This window comes from Parasphingorhabdus sp. (assembly GCF_036568145.1).
GTDB lineage: Bacteria > Pseudomonadota > Alphaproteobacteria > Sphingomonadales > Sphingomonadaceae > Parasphingorhabdus.
Map to the genome: position 1 here is coordinate 99,819 of NZ_DATCTC010000001.1, position 26,437 is coordinate 126,255.

21 protein-coding genes and 1 pseudogene are annotated in these 26,437 nt (G+C 54.0%); 3 read left to right on the forward strand and 19 right to left on the reverse strand.

The features are described from left to right. Positions 1-2 precede the first annotated feature (2 nt). Positions 3-1,577: an NAD(P)/FAD-dependent oxidoreductase gene (locus tag VIN76_RS00435; protein WP_332039837.1), complete on the reverse strand. Its 1,575-nt coding sequence runs from the start codon at positions 1,575-1,577 to the stop codon at positions 3-5. A 165-nt stretch (positions 1,578-1,742) separates the two neighbouring features. On the opposite strand from VIN76_RS00435, the gene VIN76_RS00440 reads away from it, so the two are divergent. Continuing rightward, positions 1,743-3,008: a SulP family inorganic anion transporter gene (locus VIN76_RS00440; protein WP_332039838.1), complete on the forward strand. Its 1,266-nt coding sequence runs from the start codon at positions 1,743-1,745 to the stop codon at positions 3,006-3,008. Between the two features lie 24 nt (positions 3,009-3,032). On the opposite strand, the gene VIN76_RS00445 is transcribed toward VIN76_RS00440, so the two are convergent. From VIN76_RS00445 to VIN76_RS00485, 9 genes are all read right to left on the reverse strand, one after another. Then, the gene (locus VIN76_RS00445) at positions 3,033-4,361 is read right to left on the reverse strand and encodes a hypothetical protein (RefSeq protein ID WP_332039839.1); all 1,329 of its coding nucleotides are present in this window, start codon (positions 4,359-4,361) and stop codon (positions 3,033-3,035) included. Next, positions 4,358-5,614 carry a Na+/H+ antiporter NhaA gene (nhaA, locus tag VIN76_RS00450; protein WP_332039840.1) on the reverse strand — a complete coding sequence of 419 codons (1,257 nt, stop codon included), beginning with the start codon at positions 5,612-5,614 and terminating at the stop codon, positions 4,358-4,360. The genes VIN76_RS00445 and nhaA overlap by 4 nt, the downstream gene beginning before the upstream one ends. Positions 5,615-5,758: 144 nt before the next feature. Continuing rightward, complete coding sequence (locus tag VIN76_RS00455; RefSeq protein WP_332039841.1) at positions 5,759-6,364, reverse strand: Crp/Fnr family transcriptional regulator; 606 nt, start codon at positions 6,362-6,364, stop codon at positions 5,759-5,761. 152 nt (positions 6,365-6,516) lie between these two features. Beyond that, positions 6,517-7,326, reverse strand: coding sequence for a peptidylprolyl isomerase (locus tag VIN76_RS00460; protein WP_332039842.1), 810 nt, complete (start codon positions 7,324-7,326; stop codon positions 6,517-6,519). Further along, positions 7,323-8,018 carry a respiratory nitrate reductase subunit gamma gene (gene narI / locus VIN76_RS00465; RefSeq protein WP_332039843.1) on the reverse strand — a complete coding sequence of 232 codons (696 nt, stop codon included), beginning with the start codon at positions 8,016-8,018 and terminating at the stop codon, positions 7,323-7,325. The genes VIN76_RS00460 and narI overlap by 4 nt, the downstream gene beginning before the upstream one ends. Then, positions 8,011-8,757, reverse strand: coding sequence for a nitrate reductase molybdenum cofactor assembly chaperone (narJ, locus tag VIN76_RS00470; RefSeq protein WP_332039844.1), 747 nt, complete (start codon positions 8,755-8,757; stop codon positions 8,011-8,013). Before narJ ends, narI begins: the two co-directional genes overlap by 8 nt. Then, positions 8,754-10,286 (reverse strand): nitrate reductase subunit beta, encoded by a 1,533-nt coding sequence (gene narH / locus VIN76_RS00475; protein ID WP_332039845.1) that lies wholly within the window; start codon positions 10,284-10,286, stop codon positions 8,754-8,756. The genes narJ and narH overlap by 4 nt, the downstream gene beginning before the upstream one ends. Beyond that, on the reverse strand, positions 10,283-14,035 hold the full coding sequence (locus VIN76_RS00480) for a nitrate reductase subunit alpha (RefSeq protein WP_332039846.1): 3,753 nt from the start codon (positions 14,033-14,035) through the stop codon (positions 10,283-10,285). Before VIN76_RS00480 ends, narH begins: the two co-directional genes overlap by 4 nt. A 15-nt stretch (positions 14,036-14,050) precedes the next feature. Next, the gene (locus tag VIN76_RS00485; protein ID WP_332039847.1) at positions 14,051-16,789 is read right to left on the reverse strand and encodes an MFS transporter; all 2,739 of its coding nucleotides are present in this window, start codon (positions 16,787-16,789) and stop codon (positions 14,051-14,053) included. A 281-nt stretch (positions 16,790-17,070) separates the two neighbouring features. Between VIN76_RS00485 and VIN76_RS00490 the strand changes: the two genes are divergently transcribed. Together VIN76_RS00490 and VIN76_RS00495 are read left to right on the forward strand one after the other, a co-directional pair. Next, positions 17,071-17,370: a hypothetical protein gene (locus VIN76_RS00490; RefSeq protein WP_332039848.1), complete on the forward strand. Its 300-nt coding sequence runs from the start codon at positions 17,071-17,073 to the stop codon at positions 17,368-17,370. Further along, positions 17,367-18,242 (forward strand): alpha/beta hydrolase, encoded by an 876-nt coding sequence (locus VIN76_RS00495; protein ID WP_332039849.1) that lies wholly within the window; start codon positions 17,367-17,369, stop codon positions 18,240-18,242. Before VIN76_RS00490 ends, VIN76_RS00495 begins: the two co-directional genes overlap by 4 nt. A 51-nt stretch (positions 18,243-18,293) precedes the next feature. Here the strand turns inward: VIN76_RS00495 and VIN76_RS00500 are convergent, their stop codons facing one another. The 9 genes and pseudogenes from VIN76_RS00500 to VIN76_RS00540 form a co-directional block, all read right to left on the reverse strand. Further along, on the reverse strand, positions 18,294-18,692 hold the full coding sequence (locus tag VIN76_RS00500; protein WP_332039850.1) for a c-type cytochrome: 399 nt from the start codon (positions 18,690-18,692) through the stop codon (positions 18,294-18,296). Between the two features lie 159 nt (positions 18,693-18,851). Beyond that, positions 18,852-19,559, reverse strand: coding sequence for a hypothetical protein (locus VIN76_RS00505; protein ID WP_332039851.1), 708 nt, complete (start codon positions 19,557-19,559; stop codon positions 18,852-18,854). A gap of 34 nt (positions 19,560-19,593) precedes the next feature. Next, positions 19,594-21,084, reverse strand: coding sequence for an aldehyde dehydrogenase family protein (locus VIN76_RS00510; protein ID WP_332039852.1), 1,491 nt, complete (start codon positions 21,082-21,084; stop codon positions 19,594-19,596). Further along, entirely contained in the window at positions 21,081-22,244 is a 1,164-nt protein-coding gene (locus VIN76_RS00515; RefSeq protein WP_332039853.1) for an FAD-dependent monooxygenase, read from the reverse strand. Before VIN76_RS00515 ends, VIN76_RS00510 begins: the two co-directional genes overlap by 4 nt. After that, a complete protein-coding gene (locus tag VIN76_RS00520) occupies positions 22,244-23,158 on the reverse strand; it encodes a polysaccharide deacetylase (protein WP_332039854.1) in 915 nt (304 codons plus the stop codon). Before VIN76_RS00520 ends, VIN76_RS00515 begins: the two co-directional genes overlap by 1 nt. 48 nt (positions 23,159-23,206) lie before the next feature. Next, a complete protein-coding gene (locus tag VIN76_RS00525) occupies positions 23,207-23,965 on the reverse strand; it encodes an arylmalonate decarboxylase (protein WP_332039855.1) in 759 nt (252 codons plus the stop codon). Positions 23,966-24,224: 259 nt separating this feature from the next. After that, on the reverse strand, positions 24,225-25,793 hold the full coding sequence (locus tag VIN76_RS00530; RefSeq protein ID WP_332039856.1) for an FAD-binding oxidoreductase: 1,569 nt from the start codon (positions 25,791-25,793) through the stop codon (positions 24,225-24,227). A gap of 1 nt (position 25,794) precedes the next feature. Beyond that, positions 25,795-26,136 carry a hypothetical protein gene (locus tag VIN76_RS00535; protein WP_332039857.1) on the reverse strand — a complete coding sequence of 114 codons (342 nt, stop codon included), beginning with the start codon at positions 26,134-26,136 and terminating at the stop codon, positions 25,795-25,797. 18 nt (positions 26,137-26,154) lie between these two features. Next, positions 26,155-26,437 (reverse strand): annotated as a pseudogene (locus VIN76_RS00540) (class I SAM-dependent methyltransferase); the annotation flags it as partial.

Here is a 26,437-nt window from a genome sequence, read left to right on the forward strand (position 1 = left end):
TGTTACGCCGCCTTGGACGGCTTGGTTTCCGTAGCGGCCGTATCGACACGCGTCGGTACATCCCGCATGCTGTTCAGAGCCACGGCACGGTCTTCGCTGATTGTTGATGCGATTACGCTTTGCTCGCCCTCGTCGCCCGCTTCGTGATATTCGGCGTCTTCGTTGACGTTCCACACATTCCACTTGCGCGAACCGGCTTCGATATTTTCTACTGTCAGCATAGCCGTCATCATCGCATGGTCCTGATTATTATAGCGATGCATACCGTTGCGGCCCACCATGTGCAGCGTCGGGAAACGGGTTTCCAGATCATCGCGCATGATGGCTACATTCTCTTCATAACTGTCATCATAGACAGGATAGGCTTTTTCCTGACGCACAACCGCGCCGCCGACCACATCTTCCGGTTTACACAGGCCAAGGATTGCCATTTCCTTTTTGGCAAGCGTGATCAGATCCTCATCGCTCGACGACCACAGGCCATCATTTTCAAAACAGAAATATTCCAGACCGACACAAGCGATGGAGGTGTCGGGAACCATTTCCGGGGACCAGCTGCGGAAATTCTGTACGCGGCCCACCTGAACCCGCTCGTCATGGATATATATCCAGTTATCGGGAAACAGGTCTTCGGATTTAACCATCAACGCCACGGTCAGGAAATCGCGGTAATTCAGGTCCTGCGCCTCTGGCAGCGAGCTTGGCAGCGGATGGATACGGCTGGCCAGCTCCCGCATCGGTGCCGAGCTGATAACATGCCTGGCATTGATTACGGCCTCTCCGGCTGACGTAGAAGCAGACACGCGCCAGTTTCCGTCTGCATCCTGCGCCAGTTGTTTCAGGCTGTGCCCCATCAGGACTTCATTACCCTTGGAGCGGACATAATCACGCGCCGCGTCCCACATCATGCCGGGGCCAAGGCGGGGATAGCGAAAGGTTTCAAGCAGGGTTTTTGTCGCCATACCGTCATTGGGCTTTTTGTTAAGGCCAAGCGAGCGTTTCAATCCGTCTACAACCGCGCCCCAAAGGCTCAGCCCCTTGATCCGCTGCGCCGCCCAATCCGCAGACATTTCGTCGCAGGGCATGCCCCAGACTTTCTCGGTATAGGTTTTGAAAAAGATGGAATATAGTTTCCAGCCAAACTGGTTGACCGTCCAGTCTTCAAAGCTTTTCACATTTTTATTCGGGAAGACTTTTGCCTTGGCATAGCTTGCCATGCACAGGGTCGAGCGCCAGATCCCCAGATTCCACAAGGCTTCAAAAGCGCGCAGCGGATAGCTGTAGAATTTTCCTTCATAATAGATGCGGCTCATCCGTGGTCGCTGGATAAAGTCGTCGGGAAGGATTTCATTCCATAGATCGACCACTTCCTTGGATTTTGAGAAAAACCGGTGCCCGCCAATGTCGAAGCGAAAGCCTTCATATTCCACGGTCCGGCTGATCCCGCCGACATAGACAGGATCTTTTTCGATAACTGTGACTGAATAGCCTTTTTTGCTGAGTAGATAAGCGGCGGTCAGGCCCGCTGGCCCTGCCCCGATAATAGCCACATCAACAAGATTTTCCGATTCCGCCATAAAATTTGTCCCATTCCAAATAGCCGTTCGAAGCATGGGTGCTGCAAAACGCCGGTCCATTTTCGGAATTGAGCATGAACGAAATTGGTTAGCGCATAGTTAAGGAGCGGAAATAGTAGCCTAATTTGGGTTGCGCCCTACCGCTATATGCTGATAACTGCGCGCATGCGCCAGCCTAAGATACTCACGACGTTGCGGGAATATTCCGTTTCATTGTTTCTTGCCGACCTGATGGGCGGAATAACCGTAGCAATGGTGGCATTGCCCTTAAGCATTGCAATTGCCATCGCTTCCGGTGCGGATCCATCCACAGGTATTATCACTGCCATCATCGGTGGCTTCTTCATATCCGCCCTGGGCGGTAGCCGCGTGCAGATTGGCGGACCGACCGGCGCGTTCATCGTCGTTGTTTTCAGCGTGATTGCCGAACATGGCTATGACGGGCTGGTTCTGGCGACAATGATGGCGGGTTTTATCCTGCTGATCGGCGGTTATTTCAGGTTAGGCAGCCTGATTTCCTTTGTCCCGGAAGCAGTGGTTACCGGGTTTACCATTGGCATAGCCATCATCATTGCCACCAGCCAGATCAGCGATTTTACAGGCCTGACAGTTGAAAATCTTCCGGCGGATTTCCTTGAAAAAATCCCGGTCCTTTGGGAAGCGCGGGAAAGTTTTACCGCTTCCGCCCTGCTTATTTCTATAGTTACTCTCGTGTTGATCGTTGGCCTACGCAAGCTGTTTCCAAAATTGCCGGGTTTGATTGTGGCTGTGGCTTTCGGCTCTTTTCTGGCGGTATATATGATGATGCCAGTGGACACGATCCACTCGCGTTTCGGAGAACTTCCTAACCATCTGCCCGCCATGAAGCTTCCGGAAATCACCTCGGAACGCTTGATTGAGCTTTTCCCATCCGCGTTGGTGATTGCCTTTCTGGCCGGGGTGGAATCCTTGCTGTCTGCCATTGTCGCTGACCGGATGATCGAAGGGAAGCATCGTCCCAATGCTGAAGTTACGGCGCAGGGCGTTGCGAATATCGCCTCTTCCTTATTTGGCGGCCTGCCTGCAACCGGGGCCATTGCCCGCACCGCAACCAATATCAAGGCCGGGGGGAAAACCCCTGTCGCGGGCATTATTCATGCGCTTGTCATCCTGATCGTCATGGTCGTAGCGGCGCCGCTGGCCGGATATCTTGCGATGCCCGCGCTTGCAGCTTTATTGGTCATCACCGCCTGGAATATGAGCGAACCCCATAAATGGAGAAGCTATTTATCCCTTCCCGCCTCCGACAAAATGCTGCTCGTCACGACATTGGTGCTGACGGTTCTGGTTGACCTGACGGTAGCGATCGGCGTGGGGGTCGCCATGGGACTGGCCATCAAAATGCGCGACCGGAACACCACACCAGAGGAATGGCACACGCCCGAAAGATAGGTTGGAGGCTATTGCTGGTAAGGATCAATCGCCAACTATCAAATCTTCCGGCAACATGGGCTTGCTCAACAACCGTTCCATTGCTTTCCAGCGCCAAACGGGGGCAGTGCCCTGCGCCTCTATCCATAGCTGCACCATGTCCTGGCCAAGGCCATAGTTGATGACATAGCTGCGATACTGGTCGTTGAAATCGATCAATTGGCGAGCGCGATCTTCACTGACGAGTTGGTATTTCCGGGTTAATTCTATGGCCTGTTCGCGTGTAATCTCTCCGTCCAGATATTGCTGAGCGATTGTGATGCGGGCGCCCGACAAGGCATCTTTGGCATTTTGCAGCGCCCAATAAGCCTCTGCGCTGTCGGGGTCCAAACCGGCCAGAGGATATAGAACTTCCCGTTCATATTGCAGACGCTCCTCGCCCGGAAAGGCCAGCCTGATACCATAATTTGCCGACCCTTCGGCAATAAGCGACTGCGGCGAATAGAGCGGATAGATAGAAAATTCTTGCCATCCCAAGCTGTTGACCAGATTCTTCTCCAGCAGCATGTTATAGACATGATGGCCTGGATAGCCTTCGTGACAGCCAAGATCGACGGCACGCGAAATGCGGATCGGCAGGTCGGTATTTATCTGGATCAGGCTTTGGTAACGGCCCTGATAATAATTATACCCGCTCCAGCTTTTGCCGGTGACAAACTCCATCCGGAAGTTTTCGTCTTCGGGCAGGTCAAAATAGATTTGCGTCCGCCGCTTGCACTCCGCAATCGCGGTGTCGAACACGGTTTTCAGATGCTCTTTCGGAATGATATATTGATCCTCAAACGCATCCACGCGCGCGGCAAGATGGCCTTTGCCGGGGATAAGCCTGTCAACCTGTGCCAGCACGCTATCATATTCTGAAAGCGGGAGGATTTCGGGGGTAACACCGAACAGTCCTTTGGCTTCCTCGGCAAAGGGTAGAACCTCACCGGACAGCATGGCAATCCGTGTGCGCGCCGCTTCAAGCTGCGCCAAAAGAAAGCGCTGGCGCGCCTGATCTGCGTCCTTGGGAAGCGCGTGGATACGTGCTTTCAGACGGGCGACCTCTTCACCCAGTTCGGCCAGGCTGCGTTCCTGCTTCTTGGCAAGCGCCGCCCATGTCTTTGGACCATAATAGGCATCGACATATCCCGGTTCTTTCTCGCCCATGGCAAGGGTCAGCATGATATAATCGGCTGCTATCTCATCAAGCTGTGATATGTCTTGCGGCTGCGCGGCCGGTTTTACAGGTATGTTTTCGGACGGTGTATCAGCTCCGGCGGGGGAACCGCCCGTCAACAGCAGCGCCGTAGCAAAGGCGATAACCGCCTTCACATCACAGCCTTTAATTCCCGCTCCTCATCCTCGTCGAGCGCTTCCAGATGCGTATGCTGCGGCGCAAAGCGCAGAATGGCATAGCCAAGCACGGCTGAGAGGAACGACCCGCCAAGCACGCCAATCTTCGCTTCCTCAATCAACAGAACATTGCCCGGAAAAGCGAGCGCGCCAATGAACAAGCTCATGGTAAAACCGATTCCGCACAGCATGGAAACGCCATAAACCTGTAACCAGCTTGCCCCGCCCAGCGAGCCGGCAAACCCGGTCTTCACTGCTATCCAGACAGCCGAAAAAATCCCGATCTGTTTGCCAAAGAAGAGACCCGCAGCAATACCTATCGGTAATGGCGCAAAAATATGTTCCAGACCGATGCCCTCCAATGACACGCCAGCATTGGCAAATCCGAATAGCGGGATAATGAAAAAGGCGCTCCATGGTGCAATTTTGTGCTCAAGCCGGTGCAGCGGAGAAACTGCAGAATCCGGCGAACCGGGGGTTACGACGATTGGAATAGCCATCGCGGCAAGCACTCCGGCAATCGTGGCGTGCACACCGGACAGCAACACAGCAAACCAAAGCAATAGCGCGAAGAATAGATATATTATCAGGGACCGCACACCTGCCTTGTTCATTATGTACATAATGCCAAGAATTACGGCGGAAGCAAGCAACGCCGCGCCATTGATTTCGGCTGTATAAACCAGCGCAATAATCGCGACCGCGCCCATGTCATCGACGATGGCAACCGTAATCAGAAATAGTTTAAGCGACGTGGGAGCCCGTGGTCCAAGCAGCGCCAGCACACCGATAGCAAAAGCAATATCGGTCGCCGCCGGGATCGCCCAGCCATTGTAGAGTTCAGGCATATCGCGCACGAACAAAAGATAGACCAGCGCCGGAACAACCATACCCGCTGCAGCAGCCAAAACCGGCAAGCGGCGCCGCTCCCAGGTGTTGAGCCGACCATCGACAAATTCACGTTTAATTTCGAGGCCCACCAACAAAAAGAATATCGCCATCAGACCATCATTGATCCACAAATGCGGGGTCATCGGGCCAAGCTTTTCCGATATAACCGGACCTTTTAGCTCATGCAGGAAATGATGATACAGATCATAAAGAGGACTGTTCGCGACGATCATCGCCAACGCCGCCGCCAACATCAGCAAGATACCGCCTGATGCTTCGCTTTTCAGAAATTTCCGCAGCGCAGAATCGGAACTGGATCGTGCTTGTGTCTCAGATGACATAAAGGCCCTTTTATGTTGGCAATTTTAATCTTGGCTATGGAGCGTCAACCAATGCGGATACGAACCGCTAAAATCAAGGGGTCTATCGGATTTATGCAGTCTATTATGCCAAAATTTCTGCCATCCCGCCGCATCCTGGCCGCTTCACTGCCCGGCCAGAACTGCCAGCCTTTCGCGGTCCTGAATGATAACTTCGCGCTGGTTTTTCAAGATTATCAACCCGGACTTGGTCAATTCACCCAGCTGGCGGCTAACGGTTTCGATGGTAAGCCCCAACAGGTCAGCCATTTGCTGCCGGCCAAAGGGCAACTCAAAATGGTCCAGCGGCGCGGCTGGTGTATCGCATTGGGTTTCGGACAAGCGGTTTGGCATGTTGAGCAACAAGGTCACAAGCTTTTCCTGCGCCGTTTTACGGCCAAGCAGCAACATCCACTCCCGCGCCCGGTCCAGCTCCATCAGCGTGCGCTCCAGCATTTTATGCTCCAGCTTGGGATGTTCCTGTGCAAATTTTTCAAATCCCGCGCGCTGAAACGAACGGATACGGACATCGGAAAGCGCCGTGACGGTATAGGGAATACGCTCACCATAGGGCCGCCCGATAAAATCAGCCGGATAGGCAACGCCGACAATTTGCTCACGCCCGTCACCCAATGATGACGAAAGCTTCAACACGCCTTGAACGACATTGGCGACAACTGTGGCTTCATCCCCTTCCCACATCAGCGTCTGGCCGGCGGGAATATCTTGCACGCGCCCAATCTTTCGCAAAATCGCCAACTCTGAATCATCCAGAGCCGAACAAATCGCGTGGTTTCGAATAGGGCAGTCACCGCAAGCGCTCATGGCTCCGCCATAGGTGCAATTCAATAGGCTGTATAGACAGAAGCGGCCATTCGATTAGGCTATTGCACCAAAAGACCGTCGCTGCCTTCAATTTCAAGCCCCGAAATCTCTGCTTTTCCTATCAGGATTTTAAGATATTGCGAGACAGCGCGTCGCCAGCTCGACTCTTCAAGATAATCCGCGATTTTAGGTTGGATGGCTTCAAACGGGATCGTTTCACCTGCAATCTTTCGCCCGGCTTTGATGACATGCACTCCGAATCGCGTTTTGACTGGGACGGGGCACATTTGGCCCGCTTCCAGATTGAACAGGAATGTCTCAAACTCGTCTACCGTCTGGCCCGGTCCGATCTGCCCCAGATTGCCGCCCTGCTTGCCCGACGGACAGGCCGAGAGGCTTTCTGCAAGGGCTGCAAAGCGTTCCGGATGCTCTTTTAGCTCCGCAATCGTGTCGATGGCGCGAAGCTCTGCCTTGGTATAGCGTCCCGGTTCGTCTTGCGGCGCGGAAAACAGGATATGCGAAGCCTCTACCAGTGCCGGGCTTTGGAACTGGTCGATATGCTGTTCATAATAACGGCGGCAAGTCGCTTCATCGGCGTGCGGCGTTGTCACTTCCTGATCGAGCAAAGCCTCTATCCGCGCATCATCAGGTAGCAAGGTCCGGCCTTTTTCATCTTCAATTACCGGTGCTTCGATAGATAATCGGTCCGCCTCCGCCAATAGCACGGCCCTAATCGCCAGCGCGCGCGCCGCTTCCGACCAGGCGGCATCCGGATTATCAGCCGGATGGTTCTGTGCTTCCTCCGCTATTGCTGCGGCTGGAATCTCGATCCCGTTGACCATCAAAGCCTGATCCGGATTTGGCGTCATAGCGCCGCCTTCTTGGAACGGGTGATCTGATAACCGGACCGCCAGAGATAGCGGACCGGTGCAGAGAGCATGTGCACCAGCCGGGTGAACGGAAAGATCAGGAACAGGGTAAGGCCCAGAAATATGTGCAGCTTATATATCCAGTGGGCATTTAGAATATAGCTTGCGGCCATGGCGTCAAATGTCAAAATGCCTTGTGCCCATGCCATGAAACGGATCATTTCCGCCCCGTCAAGATGCTCCACAGAGATCACTATCGTCGATAGGCCAAGCGCGAGCTGAAGCCACAAGAGCAGAATGATCGCTGTATCGGCAAAGCTGGAATTGGCCCGTATCCGGGGATCAAACAAGCGGCGATGCGCGAGCAGGGTCGCACCGACGAACGATATGATACCGGCCACACCGCCAACGGCGATTGCCGTGATCTGTTTGAAAGGATGGCTGATGCCAACCCAGTCGAAAAACTCGATCGGGGTCAGCAGACCGACCAGATGGCCGAGAAAGACGATCAGCACGCCAACGTGAAACAAGATCGAGCCCGCCATTAACTGGCCCCGCCGCAATATCTGGCTGGAACTGGACCGCCAGCTATAGGGCTCGCGATCATAGCGGATAATCGACCCGATTACGAGTACGGTCAGCGCAATATAAGGATAGATACCAAACAGGTAACTGTTGATGAAATCAGCCATTGTTCGCACCTCCGTCTGATTTTGCATCGCCCGATGTGGCCGATATATCCGATATGTTGGGCGATATTTCGGCTTGCAAATTCGCAAGCATATCGGAAACTTTGGGGCAGCCATCCTCGGGCGACCCGGGGCCAAAGGTTACTTGCTCCGCTTCCCAAATTTCGTCCAGAGCTTCCAGATCGTCGGGATTATCATCAGGCTCCTTGCGTAGCGCGTCCAGAACCTTTGCATCCGCAGGCCCCGTTAGCTGGCCAAGCGCTCCCATGACAGCAGCATAGCTGCTACCACGCTTGCCCAGCCTCTCGCCTATAGCGGCGATTACATGCGCAGGCTCCTGAAGCACTTCCAGTGCCTCTTCACACTGTAATATCGACAGATATTCAAGAAATAGCGGCAGAAAGTCCGGCATTTCGATGGAGTTTATCTCCAGCCCCTTTGCTTCATACATAGCTTTCAGGTCGACCATCGCCTGCCCGCGATCGCGGCTTTCGCCGTGGACATGCTCAAACAGGTGCAGCGACAAAGAGCGTGTGCGGTCAAACAACAAGACGTAGCGTTCCTGCAAATCGACCAGATCACGTTCCTGATATTCGGTGATTAGCGGTTTTAAACGCTCGATGCTGGCCGCAGATAGCAAAGCTTCGTCTTTCAGAAGCGGCAGGAAATCCGAAACCACCTCCTGTATCTCAGCCGTCGGATAAGTCAGCAATGCGGCAAGGATTTTGAATGTCTTTGTCATGTCCGCATCCCTTCTGCCGGCATCGGGATTTTCTTGCGCTTGGGGGAGCCGAACAGGTTGGTTTCGCTCGACCCGCCGGAACAGCCATTACCAAAGGAGAAACCGCACGATCCGCGCTCGTCAAATGCGTCTTCCACTTCCTCGCGGTGGCTGGTTGGGATGACGAAGCGGTCCTCGTAATTGGCAATCGCCATGATGTGATACATCTCGTCAATCTGCGCAGGCGTCAGCCCGACCCGTTCAGCGACATCGGTTGCAATAACACCGTCAATCGTCTTGGCGCGCATGTAGCTGCGCATTGCAAGCATCCGCTCAAGGCACAGCGCAACCGGCTCTTCCTTGCCCGCCGTCAGCAGGTTGGCAAGATAGCGCAGCGGAATCCTCAAAGAACGCACATCCGGCATATCATCCTTGAAGGCCATCTTGCCCGCACTTGCCGCCGCGTTAATGGGTGACAGTGGCGGCACATACCAGACCATTGGCAAGGTGCGATATTCCGGATGGAGCGGGAAAGCGACCTTCCATTCCATCGCCATTTTGTAGACCGGCGATTTCCGTGCGGATTCCAGCCATGCTTCGGGAACGCCGTCTTTACGCGCCTGTGCGATGACTTCCGGATCATTAGGATCAAGGAAAATATCGAGCTGCGCCTGATAAAGATCCTGCACATCTTCGGTAGAGGCGGCTTCCTCGATACGATCGGCATCATAGAGCATTACGCCCAGATAGCGGATACGCCCCACACAGGTTTCCGAGCATACGGTCGGCTGTCCGGCCTCTATCCTCGGATAACAAAAAGTGCATTTTTCCGATTTACCGCTGCTCCAGTTATAATAGATTTTCTTGTACGGGCAGCCGGAAACACACATCCGCCAGCCCCGGCATTTTTCCTGGTCTATCAGAACAATGCCATCTTCTTCGCGCTTATAGATGGAACCGGACGGACAGGCCGCGACGCAAGTGGGGTTCAGGCAATGCTCGCACAGGCGCGGCAGATACATCATGAAAGTATTTTCAAATTCGCCGTACATTTCCTTTTCGACGCCTTCGAAATTATAGTCTCTGGACCGCTTGGAAAACTCACCGCCCAGGATTTCTTCCCAGTTTGGCCCCCATTCGATCTTCTCCATTCGCTCGCCGGAAATCAGCGAACGCGGGCGGGCCGTCGGTGCCGCCTTCATTTCAGGCGATTTTTGCAAATGCTCATAATCAAACGTGAACGGCTCGTAATAATCGTCAATCAGCGGCATATCGGGATTGGCAAAAATCTTGGCCAATATACGCCATTTTCCCCCCATTTTCGGACGGATACGGCCGTTTCTTATCCGTTCCCAGCCGCCATTCCACTGCTGCTGGTTTTCCCAGTCTTTGGGATAGCCGATGCCCGGCTTTGTTTCCACATTGTTGAACCAGGCATATTCCATGCCTTCGCGGCTGGTCCACACGTTCTTGCAGGTGACAGAACAAGTATGACAACCGATACATTTGTCGAGGTTCAGGACCTTGCCTATTTGTGCACGTACCTTCATTCCGCTGCCTCCGTTCTTTCATAGGGCAAGCGGCTTTCTTCACCATCCAGCCAGTCCACATCCACCATCTTGCGGACGATCACAAACTCGTCACGGTTGGAACCCACCGTGCCGTAATAGTTGAAACCATAGCTCAACTGCGCATAGCCGCCGATCATATGGGTCGGTTTCATCACTGTTCGGGTAACGCTGTTATGGATGCCGCCGCGCTGGCCGGTAATCTGTGATCCCGGAACGTTCACGGTCTTTTCCTGTGCATGATACATGAACAGCGTGCCTTCTTTCATTCGCTGCGACACAACCACGCGGGCGACAAGTGCGCCGTTGCTGTTAAACGCCTCGATCCAGTCATTATCGACCAACCCCGCTTTCGCCGCATCAATTTCCGACATCCAGACAATCGGACCGCCGCGCGACAATGTCAGCATCAACAGATTGTCGGTATAGGTGGAATGGATGCCCCATTTCTGGTGCGGCGTGATGAAGTTGAGCACGACATGCTTTTGCCCATCGGCGCGGTCTAGCATCGGTTTCACCGCCTTGGTATCAATGGGTGGGCGATAGGCGCAAAAGCCCTCACCAAAGGCGCGCATCCACAGATGGTCCTGGTAAAGCTGTTGCCGCCCGGTCAGCGTCCGCCAGGGGATAAGCTCATGGACGTTGGTATAACCGGCATTATAGCAAACCTCTTCGCTTTCGATACCCGACCATGTGGGCGATGATATAATCTTGCGCGGCTGTGCAACGATATCGCGGAACCGGATTTTCTCATCCTCTTTCGATATCGCAAGATGTTCATGTTCGCGGCCCGTAACCGCTCCCAAAGCCTTCCACGCCCTGACCGCAACCTCGCCGTTGGTTTCGGGCGCGAGCATCAGGATAACCTCGGTCGCGTCAATATCACTGTCGATCCGCGCCAGACCTTTGCTCACCCCTTCCTCTGTCACAGCGCCGTTCAGCGCTTTCAGGTGCTCAACCTCCTCGCCGGTTTTCCACGCAATGCCTTTGCCGCCATTGCCGATATTATCCATCAACGGCCCCAATGACGTGAACTGCTTGTAAAGATTGGGATAGTCGCGCTTCACGACCGCAATTTGCGGCATGGTTTTGCCCGGGATCGGATCGACCTCGCCCTTGGTCCAGTCTTGCACATCCATCGGCTGGCCCATTTCGCCCGGCGTATCATGAAGGATTGGCGTCATGACCAGATCCTCTTCCTCGCCCAGCACTTCGGGCGCGACTTCGGAAAATTTCTTCGCGATCCCCTTGTAGATTTCCCAGTCCGATTTGGATTCCCATACCGGATCGACAGCCGCCGACAGCGGGTGGATGAAGGGGTGCATGTCCGACGTATTAAGATCGTTTTTCTCGTACCAGGTGGCGGTCGGCAGAACGATATCGGAATAGACACAGGTCGTGGACATCCGGAAATCCAGCGTAACGAGCAGGTCAAGCTTCCCGGTTGGCGCATCATCACGCCAGACCACTTCTTCCGGCTTGCTATGCCCCATCTCGCCAAGATCCTTGCCCTGAACGCCATGCTCGGTGCCCAGCAGATGTTTCAGGAAATATTCGTGGCCCTTGCCGGAGGAGCCCAGAATATTGGATCGCCAGACAAACATGTTACGCGGCCAGTTGGCCGGATCATCCGGATCATGGCAGGCTAGTTCCAGATCACCCGATTTTAGCGCATCGACGACATAATCCTTCGGATCTTTATTTGCCTTGCGCGCCGCTTTTGTAACCTCCAGCGGATTGGTTTTAATTTGCGGTGAAGATGGCAGCCAGCCCATCCGTTCGGCGCGGGCGTTAAAGTCGATCAGCGATCCGCTAAACGCACCATCCGGTGCCGTCGGCGACAAGAGTTCATCGACGCTCAACGTTTCATAGCGCCACTGGTCACTATGTGCGTAGAAATAGCTCGTCGAGTTCATCTGGCGCGGTGGGCGATTCCAGTCCAGTGCAAAAGCCAAAGGTAGCCAGCCGGTCTGCGGGCGAAGTTTTTCCTGCCCGACATAATGCGACCAGCCGCCGCCCGACTTGCCGACACAGCCGCACATGACGAGGAGATTGATAATCCCCCGATAAGTCATGTCCATATGATACCAGTGATTGACCCCGGCGCCGAGGATGACCATCGACCGGCCTTTGGTCTTTTCGGCATTAGTCGCAAATTCACGTGCGACGGTGATGATACTATCAGCCGGGACTCCGGTTATTTTTTCTGCCCAGGCGGGTGTATAAGGTTCATTCTCGTCATAGCTCTTGGCCAGATTTTCGCCGCCCAGTCCGCGGTCCAGCCCGTAATTTGCCATGAAAAGATCATAAACCGAAGCGACCAGAACAGCCCCCTTGGCCAGTTTCACCCGTTTTACGGGAACCCGGCGGATCAATCTGTCCGGATGGTCGGTCCCTTTGAAATAATCATGGTCGCGGTTGCCGAAATACGGAAAAGCGACATCCACGACTGTGTCATGGTCCTGTTCCAGAATGTTGGTCAGCTTGAGCTTGATGTCATTTCCGTTGGTATCTTTTTCTTCAAGATTCCATTTTCCCTTGCCCTCCCAGCGGGAGCCGATCGAGCCATTGGGAACAACAATTTTTTGGCTCAGCTCGTCAAAGGCTACGGTTTTCCAATCACTATTCTCCTTTTCACCCAATGCGTCCTCGAATTCGGAGGCACGGAGCATGCGTTCGGGAATGAAGTGGCCGTCTTTTTCCACCAGCCGGACCAGCATGGGCATATCGGAATATTTCCGGGCATAATCTTCAAAATATTCCGCTTGCCGGTCGAGATGATATTCGCGCAAAATGACATGGCCCATTGCCATCGCCAGCGCGGAATCCGTGCCCTGTTTGGGATGCAGCCACATGTCGGAGAATTTCGAGGCTTCGGAATAATCCGGCGACACAACAACCGATTTTGCACCCTTGTAGCGCGCTTCGGTATAGAAATGGGCGTCGGGTGTGCGCGTTTGCGGGACGTTGGAGCCCCACAGCATCAGGAACCCGGCATTATACCAGTCAGCGCTTTCCGGCACATCGGTTTGCTCGCCCCATGTCATCGGCGAAGCGGGCGGCAAATCGCAATACCAGTCATAAAACGACATGCAGGTACCGCCAAGCAAAGAGAGATAGCGCGAGCCCGCAGCATAGGACACCATCGACATAGCCGGGATGGGGGAGAAGCCGATCACCCGGTCCGGCCCATATTTTTTCGCCGTATAGGCGTTGGCGGCGGCGATAATTTCCGTCACTTCATCCCAATCGGCGCGGATAAAACCGCCATGGCCGCGGATTTTGGTATAGCTGTCGCGCTTTTGCTGGTTCTCGACGATGGAGGTCCATGCCGCGACCGGTTCCATTGTCTGTCTTGCCTCACGCCACAAACGAACCAGTCGTGATCTGATTAGCGGATATTTCACGCGGTTGGCGGAGTAGATATACCAGCTATAGCTTGCCCCGCGTGAACATCCGCGCGGCTCATGATTGGGCAGGTCGGGTCGGGTTCGCGGATAGTCCGTCTGCTGCGTTTCCCAGGTGACGATCCCGCCCTTTACATAGACTTTCCACGAACAACTGCCGGTGCAGTTCACGCCGTGGGTAGAGCGAACTATCTTGTCATGCTGCCACCGCTTGCGATAGCTGTCTTCCCATCTGCGGTCCTCGCTGGTGGTGACGCCGTGACCATTGGCATAAGGAGCCTTGGTCTTCTTGAAAAAATTCAGTCGGTCGAGAAGATGGCTCATTATTCAGGTCCTCCGTCAGGCAGTAGCGTGGACGGGCGCAGCATCTTTTACGCCCCTTTCGATATCGTGGAGCAGGCTTCCGCGCCGGGTATAATAAAACCAGGTCACGACAGCACAAATAACATAGAAGATCATAAATCCCCAAAGTGCGGCATTGGGAGCACCTGTCATGTCGATGGAACTGCCATAGGCTTTGGGAATGAAAAACGCTCCGTAAGCGGCAATTGCGGACGTGAAACCGATAATCGCTGCCGATTCTTTATCAGCATTGCGAAGCTGTTCATTGGCGGGCAGGCCGGGCATCAGGCGGGTCACTTCCTTACGCATGATGACAGGGATCATCTGGAAAGTTGACGCATTGCCGATGCCGGTGGCAAGAAACAGCAGCATGAACATCGCAAAGAAGCCCCAAAATGCGCCGGGCTGATCCTTTATGCCGAGGAAATAGAGTACGCCAAGAACCGCGATAACCATTAACAGGAAGGTCCAGAACGTGACTCTGCCGCCTCCCCATTTATCCGCAATCCAGCCGGTCGCCGCGCGCGATGCCGCACCGATAAGCGGCCCAAGAAAAACATATTTCAGCGAGTCTACCTCTGGAAAGGCGATTTTGGACAGCAGAGGGAAGCCTGCCGAATAGCCGATAAACGAGCCAAATGTTCCGGTATAAAGGAAACACATGATCCAGTTATGCTTGCGTTGGAAAATTACCGCTTGCTCGGCAAAGCTCGCCTTTGCCGACGCAATGTCGTTCATGCCCAACCAGGCTAAAACAGAACTCAGCAATATGAACGGCACCCAGATAAAGCCTGCATTCTGTAACCAAAGTTCCTCGCCGGTCTGCGCGATCTGGGGCCCCCCGCCCAGCACGCCAAACACTCCCACCGTGATAACCACCGGTATAAGAAACTGCATGACCGAAACGCCAAGATTGCCAAGCCCGGCATTCAGGCCAAGCGCATTGCCCTTTTGGCTTTTGGGGAAAAAGAAACTGATATTCGCCATAGACGAAGCGAAATTGCCGCCCCCCAGACCGCAAAGCAGCGACAGGACCAGAAAGATGAAATAAGGCGTGTCCGGATTTTGCACCGCATAGCCAATGCCGAATGCCGGAATAAGCAGCGACAGGGTCGTTAGCGTAGTCCACAATCGCCCGCCGAAAATGGGCACCATGAAGCTATAGAATATCCGCAGCGTCGCGCCCGATAGTCCCGGTAGTGCCGCCAGCCAGAAAAGCTGGTCGGTCGAATAGTTAAACCCGATTACCGGCAGTTTTGCGATCACAACCGACCATACCATCCACACCGCAAAAGCAAGCAACAGGCATGGGATCGAAATCCATAAGTTGCGCCGCGCAATTTTTGCTCCCTGCTCCGTCCAGAAAGTTTCATCCTCCGGATTCCAGACATTCAGCACATTGCCGCGCGTCTCGCGGTCAACCTCAGGCTTATGGACATGCTGCATTTCGGGAAATGCGGGCAGTTGAGAAAGCTCCTTGCCCGCCGCCTGCTGCTCCATTTGCCGCACAGCAACATGCATCCACGCGAACGCGACGCCAACCAGCGCAAAGAGCAAAATGAAGCAGCTCGTCCAGATGCCGGTGACATCCAGCATCGCGCCAAAAGCAATGGGCAGCACAAAGCCGCCCAGTCCGCCAATCATACCGACAAGTCCGCCAACCGAGCCGACATTATCGGGGTAATAAACCGGAATATGTTTATAAACCGCCGCCGAACCTAGCGACATGAAGAAGCCGAGAATGAAGGTCGTGACAACAAACGGCACCAGACCCATAGAGGTTGAAAATGCAATCGGCCCCTTGGTGCCGTAAATGACATAATCTGTTTGCGGATAGCTCAGCATGAAAAGGCAGACTAGCGCAACGCTAAATGTCACATACATGACCTTGCGCGCACCATATTGGTCCGCCAGACGCCCGCCATAGGCACGGAACAGGCTGGCCGGAATGGAAAAACCCGCCGCCAGCAATCCCGCCGTTTTCAAATCCACCCCGTAAACATCAATCAGATATTTGGGCAGCCACAGGACAAGGGCGACAAAGGCACCGAAAACAAAGAAATAATAGAGCGAAAACCGCCAGACTTGCTGATTTTTCAGAGGCTCCAACTGCTGCAATGTCGAACGCGGTTTCTCCCCGCTTTCGCGGCGGGCCTTTATACCGGGGTCATCCTCGGTCGCTAACCAGAATATGATCGCGGCCCCCGCCAATACAGCCGCCCAGACCTGCACCACCGTCGTCCAGCCATAAGCCACCAGCACCATCGGCGCGATGAGCGTGGTCAGCGCCGCACCGACATTCCCGGTGCCGAATATACCAAGCGCAGTACCTTGTTGATCTTGCGGATACCATTTGGAAACATAGGAAATACCAACCGCAAAATTGCCCCCGACCAGACCGATCCCCAGCGCGGCAATCATCATTACCGGATAGCTGGTCGCCCAGGACAACAGAAATGTCGCCGCCGCCGCAACGAGCATGATGACCGTAAAAACCAGCCGCCCGCCATATTGATCGGCCCAGATGCCAAGGAAAATTCGTGATAACGACCCGGTTAAAATCGGCGTACCGACAAGCAAGCCGAACTCAGCATCGGACAGCCCCAAATCCGCCTTAATCTGTATACCGATGATCGAAAATATCGTCCATATCGCAAAGCAGATGGCAAACCCAGCCGTGCTCATCCCCAGCGCTCTGTGCCGCTGACCGGAACGAACCCCGACCTGATCCTGCATACGTCATCCCCATGAATATGAGAGGCGAATCTGCTAGTAGATAACACAAAGTGCCAGAGTGCAACAGCCGCGACATTGATCGAGATCAATAGCGGGAAATATTATCGGATGGGGAGTGGCTGTTATAGCCGTTATACATGCACCATCAGTTGTAACATTGCACGGGACCTCTCAATTAGGTCTGCCAGGTCTATCTCGGTCCGGTTATTCGCAGTTCGATCATTTTGATCTATATCCTTTCGAAAAAGGCACTGTTCGGGACTGTTAACGGAAGCAGAGTTATGCTGACCATTAATGGTCACAGCAAGGGGGGCAATACTGGCTGTATGAGTATTGATAACTTCAAGTTAAGGGGCGGACGCAATCTAAAGAACATCTTTAATGAGATAATGGCGAACCCGCCACGTGTGAAATTCGGTTACTGCAAAAAGCTGGCGATCATCGATGTTGACCCGCAAATTGCTTATACTCAAGTTAGCCGGTTTAAACCAATCTATGACACCAATCCGCACCCAAGGGCGAATGACGGGGGCCTCATCGAATCAAGCGACACACCCAGCGGTTCTGGTGAGCCACAATGATAATAAATCGCCGTTCATTGCTGGGCTTGATCGCGGGTTTTCCGCTAGCAAAGTCGACCATCGCGACGGCAGTAATTCATGCACCCATTCGGCGTGTTATTGGTACCGAAGACGGACGTAAATTAGAAATTTCTAGTTGGCGTCCCGATGGAGAAGCCATCGCAACCATCCTTTTCTCGCACGGTTTCGCATCGGCACCGAGACATTATATGCCGATCATCTCTGCATGGGTTGCAGCTGGTTATGAAGTCCATGCTCCGTTGCACATGGACTCACGCGATCACTTAGGCCATGCGAAGTTGCAAGGCATGGATAGCTGGGCTGCGCGCATACAGGACATGCGCGCGCTTTCTGCCAATCACGGCGCGGATCACGCTGCGATTGGGCACAGCTTCGGCGGGCTGGGCGTGCTCACTATGGGTGGCGCATCGGCTTTACGCCCTGATGGTTTCGCAGGGTCGCTACGTGACAGCCGGACCAAGTGCGCATTTGCTTTCTCTCCTCCCGGCTCAACACCCCCGCTAATCGACAAAGCCGGATATGGTTCAATCACGGTACCTGCCTTTATACAGACAGGCACACGCGATGTCCTAACCGGTTCGGTTGACGAAACAGAGAGCTGGCAAGACCATCTGTCCGCTTTTGAAGCAGGTCCGGCACGAGGGGATCGCTACTGCCTCATACTCGCAGGCGTTGACCATTATTTCGGAGGCCTGATTTGTGACCCAAGCAAGACCGGTCCCGACCAATCGTCTGCCTTACACGTTGCAATCGATGCTTCGCTAAAATTTCTAGCGAGTTACGGGCCTTCCGGTTGCGGCAAGATACTTTCCTTCACTGCCGATTCAACAGCGGAGTTCTATCGCCGATGAAAGTTCTTTCTGAAGCAGATTATATCTGCGTTTTCAGATCAGCGGTACGCCTCAAAGGCTTTCAAGGTAAGCAATGATATCCTGCCGCTTAGTCTTATCGGGAATGCCGCCGAAAGACATACTGTTGCCTGGGAGAGCCCCGCGAGGATTGGCGATGAAGCTATCCAGGGATTTTCCTGTCCACTTCTTACCTGCAGCACCTGCCTTGGCCATCGCGGCAGAATAACGGAATTTATCCTGATCGCCCATTTTCGCACCGACGATTCCGGCCAGATTTGGCCCCACCTTATGCGGTGCACTAGCCTTTACAGAATGACACGCGGCACATTGCATGAAGAGCACCTTTCCGCGCTTGGCATTGCCCGAAGCATTGCCATTTGCTGCAGCCGGAATGGTTACACTAGCCATAGCGATGCCAACCAAAAAAAGAACGGGAATGGTAACTTTCATAGACAGTCTCCTATGCTGCGCCTTTGAAGCACTAAAGCCCTTTCAGTTGCCTTAATGCTTTGTTAGGCCTTAATAAATTTTAATAAATATCCACTATAAGGATAGATATGATTAGCTAACTGATCGAGATACGCAGCGCCGCATAACGAACCGGCTAGCCTAGTAGACCATGGCCGGCCCAGCACCGGATGGTGAGGAAAGCGGTTCGTCAGTAAACTCATAGCGCTCGAGCTGTGACGACAACCCCGAAAACTCCCAATCGAGCCGCACGAACACCGCATCTTCACCATGAACCCAAAGGTCTGCTGCAGGCCATTGCGGTTGCCAGCGCAGAGCATATCGCTCTGCGGCAAAGGTTCCTGCGGGAACCGTCACCTCTTCCATACCAACATAAGTGACGCCGATATCAATTGGGAGCGCCACAAGGCTTGTTTCCCCATTGATGTCATAAGAGCAGGTAACGCTCTCGATAATGTCTTCCCGCCCGGGTTCAGCTCTACCACGTGCTAGCGCGATCATTCCATCTCCAACCAGCGGGTGGAGTCCAAGATATCGCGCACGCGATGGCAGACGCTGCGATGTACGGCCAAGTACTGCGGTCAGAGCCTCGCATTCGACCTCATCCTCGGTGAAACGATACCACGCACTTCCTGTTTGGGTACCGTTCTGCACCACACGGACGTGACCCTCTACCGGTTTGTATTCGCCATCAAGCGTCCAGGAAGCATCACGTGTAAGTCCGCCCTCTCCCATCTCGCAATAAGAGCGGATCGTGCGGCCGGATTCGCGCGCATCTATTCCAAAATCCTCACAACCGGCGATACTGTCACCTTTGTGATAGAGAATACGGCCGGTATGGCGTCGCAAACTGAATTTTTTGTCGTTCATTGTCTCACTTCTCTCAAAGAGCTATCGTAACTGCCTTGGTTTCGAGGTACAAATCCATGCCTTCGCGTCCGAATTCACGGCCCCAACCCGATTGCTTGTAACCACCAAAGGGAATGTTCGCTCCTACTGCCCCATGACAGTTGACCGAAACATGGCCCGACCGGATACGTGAAACCATGCGGTGCGCGGTAGATAGGTTGCGGGTCCAAACGCTGCCGGACAGACCATAGGGAGTGTCGTTTGCTATATCTGCAATCTCGTCAAAATTGTCGCTGTCGAAAGGCTGTACCGCCATGACAGGGCCAAAAATTTCATCACGCACAATGCTCATTGACGGGTCAACATCGGCAAAAATCGTCGGGCGCACGAAATGGCCAGCGCCTTCCCACGCTTCACCACCGGTAATCAGACGCGCGCCACAGGCTATACCATCCGCGATATAGCCCATTACCCGCTCCTGCTGCTTCGCGGAAACCAGAGGGCCAAGAATCGTACCCGGTTCAAGGCCATGACCCATTTTCATCTCAGCGGTGAACGCAGCCAGCTCCTCCAGCAGCGGTTCATAAATGTCGCGATGAACAAAGATTCGTGTACCCGCCATGCAGTTCTGTCCCTGAAGAAAGAACGTCGCCATCGCCACCCCTGGCACCGTCTTGCTCATATCGGTATCAGGGAAAACAATAACTGGCGATTTTCCGCCCAGCTCCAACGAAACCTTTTTTAAGCTGTCCGAACATTCACGAGCGATTGTCTTGCCGACCTCGGTCGATCCGGTGAAGGATATTTTCGCGATATCAGGGTGAGAAACAAGTGCCGCGCCAGCCTCTGATCCGATACCATTGACGATATTGACTACACCTTTGGGGAAACGTGCTTCGTTGATAAGCCTACCCAGCATGACGGCTGATAAAGGCGTTTCTTCTGCTGGTTTCAGCACAACCGTACAGCCAGCAGCCAGAGCAGGTGCCAGTTTCAGGCAAGCCATCGACAACGGAACGTTCCATGGAACGATGAGACCGACAACACCAACAGGTTCGCGCAGGGTATAGGTCAACGCCTCACCCTCTGCCAAAACATGCGGGGGCGGCTCGGTTGTTGTTCCTTCGATTCTTTCAGCCCAGCCGGCATAATAATGGAACAAATGGACGCAATTGGCGACTATCTGTTCGGCCAGCATCATGGGCATGCCGTTATCCAACACTTCGATTTCAGCGAACAGTGTCGCATGAGCCTCGATCTCGCGGGCCAGTGCGCGCAGCAAGCGGGCTCGCTCGCTGTGGGAAAGGCGCGACCAGGGGCCGGAAAAAGCCGAGCGTGCTGCGGAAACTGCGTCAGCAATATCATCGGAATCGGCCAACGCAAAATCGGATAGCTTCTCTCCCGTCGCAGGGTCCGTGCTGACACCAACGCGCCCGGCCCGACCAGATATTTCACGCCCACCGATCAGGAGAGGAAATTCTGCTGCGAGAACATCCCGAGCCGCTTGGCTGATCTGGAAGCTCATACCGCTACCTTGGCAGAATCATAGGCGAAAAGACCCAGTGTTTCTTCATTGCGGATTTCCTTTTTGTTAAAGCTGTCCGCATCTTTGGACTGCAGGCGGTTCGCATTGTCATTCGATTCCTGTTGGATAAAGGTTGCGCGTTCAATTCGGGTCGCCTCATAGCGGGCGAGCGCCTCGGGCAGATCGTCCGATGCCTCAACCGCGCGGCCAAGTACGACCGCGTCCTCGATCGCACTGGATGCACCTTGCCCCATGAAGGGTGTCATTGCATGGGCTGCATCGCCCAGCAGGGTGATCCGTCCACCCTGACTCCACCCGCGCAGCGCAGTGCGTGCGTTAATCGCCCATTTGAACAGGCGCTCCTCGTCCAGCCGGTCTATCATTTGCTGAACCGGTTCACACCATCCAGCGAAGATCGAACGCAGCTCTTCACGGGTTGCAGGGATGGTCCAGCCATCCTCAGTCCAGTCACCCTCCCGCGCGAAAAAGACGAGGTTAAGCTGCGATCCACCCCGTAAAGGGTACCACACGACCAAACGGTCCGGGCCGATGATATTTCCCGGATTCGTTGCATAATCTGCCAACGCCTGATCGACCGGCACGATACCGCGAAAGGCAATGTGGCCAGTGAAATGCGCTTCAATCGGTTCGTATATGGACCGCACAGCAGAACGAACCCCATCTGCGCCGACGACCAGATCTGAATGGTGGCGCTGCCCATCTGCCAGTTCAACCCAGCCGGATTTGTCATCATATCCAGCAGACACAACTCGGCTCGCGGTGTTTGTCTTGCCGCCCAGTTCGCTTAAAGCATCGAGCAGAATAGCGTGCAGGTCTGCGCGATGAATGTAGAGATAAGGCGCGCCATATTTCTCTCGCATCCCGTCTCCGCGTTCGAGCGTTTTCAGCACACGGCCGTCCTGCCAATGACGAACCACCTGGCGATGGGGAGAGATTCCCTTTTCCTCAATCGCTGCATCCAGTCCCAATGCTTTATAGCCAAGCATGGCATTAGGGGCGAGCGTCACCCCCGCACCCACTTCGCCGAAATCCCGCGCTGATTCGAACACAGTGACGCGATTTCCGGCGCGCAACAGAGCTATGGCTGCCGTAAGCCCTCCAATGCCGCCGCCCGCGACAACAATGTCCAAATCTCGCATCAGTCTAGTTGGCCCTCGATGTGGGATTCGTGGTTGGCGAGATACCATTCGGCAATCTCCTCACGCGTGGCCCACCACACGCCGGGAAGCGTCTTGGCATGTTCGATGAACTCACGCAGCGCCCGCACCCGATGCGCACGTCCCGAAACGTGCGGGTGCAGCCCGATGTTCATGATCCGCCCGGTCTTTGCGCCTTCTTCATAGAGCACATCCAACTCCTCGATCAGCGCATCGCGAAACTGGTCGGTCGTGAAATTTTTACGGGTAATAAAAGTGAAATCGTTGATTTCGTTCGAATATGGTACCGAAACGATCGGCCCGTGCGGCGTACGCAACAGATAGGGCTGATCGTCGTTCATTATATCGCAATAGAAGGTACAGCCATATTCAGCGAGAATGTCAGCCGTTTGCAGCGTGCCACGCAGCGAAGAGCTGAGCCAACCCTTTGACTTTCGCCCTGTATATTTTTCGAACTGGTCGAGCGTACGAAGAACGATCTCTCGTTCTTTGTACGGATCGCCCGCAAAATTGGTGAGCAGCTCGCCCTGTTCCCAATTGTGGGTCAGCAATTCCCATCCGCGCTCTAGCACGGCATCAGTCATCGCCTTGCGCCTTTCGAAAGTGACGGCGTTGGTCGTGCAACTCGCTTTGGCCCCAAGCTCATCAAACAAATCGAATAACCGCCAGATACCCACCCGCTGACCATATTCACGCCAGCTAAAATTGGGGAAATCAGGTGTGTTTCCGGGCAGGATATCAGGAAGAATCGAAGGCCCTCCGGCATAATAGGGCTTGTCGGTGTCCTTGGTCAGATCCCAGGTTTCGAGGTTGAACGTCAGGATCAGCGCAACTCTCGCGCCATTCGGCCACTGAAGCGGTTTACGCTCTGGTAGCGGGACATAATCATATTCCATTGCAATTTAACTCCTGTAAAAAGCCGGGGGTCAGAGCATCGATGGAATTCAGAATTCGCTTAGAAGGCGACCAAAACCATCCATCTGATCGTTAATGCCCATCGAACGCAGCGCGTGCCAATATGTAGCGGTATTAATTGCGATGACCGGCTTTTCCAACCAGAATTCAGCTATTGCCGCCACTTCCGCAAAGGCTAGGTTCGTGCCGCATTGAATGACTGCATCGACGCCCTCGCTTACCGAAATAGCGGTGCGCTTCAGCTTTTGTTTGCCCTCATGTGCAATCATCATCGGCGAAGGTGATTTCAGTCCAACAATATGGACTACCTCATAACCCTGGTCTTCGAAAAAACGTTTCACATTGGCATCGCCAACCTCAGCATAGGGCGTAAGAATGCCCAGCTTTTTAATGGCCCCGGTTTCGCTTTCGTAAGCCTGTATCGCTGCGTCAACCGCGGTCGACCCCATGATGACAGGAACACCGCCAGTTCGTTCAACCATGCGCGCATGTAGCTTCGCCGCGCCATCTGCACCATCCCAGAAAGTCTCAGCCGACATACCCATAATAACGCAGCCCGGGTCCATCGACATCGCAATATCAACGGTTTCTTCCGTTGCCGCACGAATATTATTCAGCATGACCATGAAACTGTCGTCGTCGACCACTTTTGTATCGGGTATCGCAATACGGGCAAAATGATTAGTCACGCCGCGCGGACGCATATCATCATATTCCGGCTGAACACTGGTGTTCGTAGAGGGTGCAACAACTGCGAATTTCATACGGTGGCCCAGAGAGTCAGTCATCGATTTTTCCTTGTCAAATCTCGTGATGCCAAACACCTTTCGATCGGATTGGACATCGTTGAAAGATACCTTCTTCTCGCTGCTGGATTGGTCAAAGGACAGGTAATCACGATGATCTATTCGCCAGATGGATACGCTATGGGCAATACTGGTCATTGCGCGAAGACTCACCACTGAATGGCGCAGTAATGGAGCAACCTTCCAGATGGTTATGGGCTGCTTCCGGCAGACCAGGAAGTCGCCGGATAGAGCTCTGCAACTAGGCTTTCGTCAAACCCAAAAGACCCGGCCCAACCCGCATGTCGGGGTCGAGTGCGGTCTTGATCGAACCTACCAAATCCCGGGCGGGCTGCTCCAATCGGTCGGCATAAGGATAAGCCCTGCCCAGCTGGAAATGGATTGCCCCAAAATCGTCGTAGAGCGTGATCAGGCCAGATTTCAGTTGTTCGACATATTCGCGTGCTTCAAGATTTTTGGCAAATTTTGGCAACTGGCCAAGATATTCTTCGGGTACGTTTGCAGTATGGTAGGCCGTCTGTTCATCCGGCCAGTAAAGAGCAATTTCATAGAGAAATCCACTCGATCCCACGGTCGAGAACATGCCGCCACTCCACACGCCAAGCCGCTTCATTTCCGTCTCACGTTCGGCATAGAATGATTCCAGAGCCTCGTGAAACGGCGACGCCTGATGATGCGGTAAAATGCCATGTAGCGGCACCCAGCGTTCACCTTGTGGACCAAGCACGTTGTAGAATGGAGCAAACGGCATCGACCGCACGACCGCTGGCACTGTTGCCGTAATTTCACGGCCTAGACCCTGAACCAGTTCGCGCAATCTGTGCAACTTGGATTTACACTCACCATCGTCGAATCCTTCAACGATATAGTGTGTCATAAATGCGGAATTTTTAATCTGGCCCCTTGCCAGGAGCCCCGCCGCCGCGACCTGCTTCGCTCCAGCCAACAGCGAAGGGGAACTGCGCAGCACCGACAGCGCCATTTTCAGCGCTCCACCTGCACGGTCCTGCCGGGCGATCTGGCCTTGCGACAGCGCAGCATCGAGTGCGAAGTGCGATTCCTCGATCCGCTCGATCGCGATACGCCGCATCGATTCGTGCATTGAGGCAAAATCGGGAAAGGAAAAAGATACGACCTTATGCGCTTTTCGCGCTGCGATGAGCGGGAGAACAATCCGCGCCTTCACGCCCAAGGCACCGCCGTCACCGGTAAAAAGTCCAGTCAAATCAGGGCCGCAAAAACGTGCAAAGCCTGTTTCGCCGAATGCGCCGGACCCGGTCCGCAACATCGTGCCATCAGCTTGAATGATATCGAAACTCAGCGCAGATTCAGCGGAGATGCCATAGCCACCCGATCCATGGCTAATCGAATTTTGCGACATAGAGGCCCCGACCGTTGCCTTAAGACCCGAAAACGGCCCACGAAACGGGGTCCGCAAGCCATGCTGCTCCAGTGCATCGGCCAAAGCGGCCCAGGTCACACCCGCCTCAACAACGACGTAACCACCCTTCACGTTGATATCGACGATCTGGTTAAGCCGACTGGTATCAATCACGACATCCAAAGGGTCGATCGTGTTGTAACCATCTGTATAGGACGCACCGCCACCACGTATTGTAAACGAGATGCTTTCACGGGCACAAAGAGCCACGACCTGTTGTAATTTATCAACCGTTGGCGGACGCAAGACCGCGCGTGGCATTTCCTTGGCCCGATAAACATCGGTAGCATAGGGCGCGACGGCATCTTCTCCGTGAAACAGATTCTCTTCGCCAACAATGGCTACGAAATCATCAGTCAACGACTTCATGTCAGCCTTCCGCTATCGAATCGATGGTCGAAAGATAATTATCGCGCGTCTCGCTAGCAGCGGCCTCGGCCGCTTCCTTACGCATCAGATAGAACAGACGGTCTAACATCTGCTGACGCCGTGCCTCACGCATTTCAAGCGCTTCGTCATCAAATTCAAGCTCAGCAATCTCTGACGCTATATCAATCCCGTGCGCCTTCATTACTCGGTGCGTGGAATCCAGTTCGTCCGCGAGGACCGAGACTTCTCCGGCCAGTACCATGATCATCGACATCATCTGGTCAAGCGCCTGGTCTTCGTAAAATGAAGGGCGCTTCCCTTTGGCTTCGCGTTTCATAGTCATTTACTGCTAATCCCGTTTCTATGCATCGGCTTTACGAGCGATCAAGACTTCCCAGCCTCCGCCCGGCGCAAATTCACCGGCAGTGAATTCACGTTCTGCAATGCTCGATGCGCTTTCGTTGTTATATCCATCCTGTGCGGCCGCAGCATATTCCATCACCGCCATCGGTGCGGTATCGAAGCGTATGGTATCGGCGGGGAAACCCGCATCCTGAGCGAGTTTCAGCTGATCCAGCTCACGCATGGCGCCCCAGAACGGTTCGTTATTATAATATGTTTCATTATCGAGGATGAACTGCGTA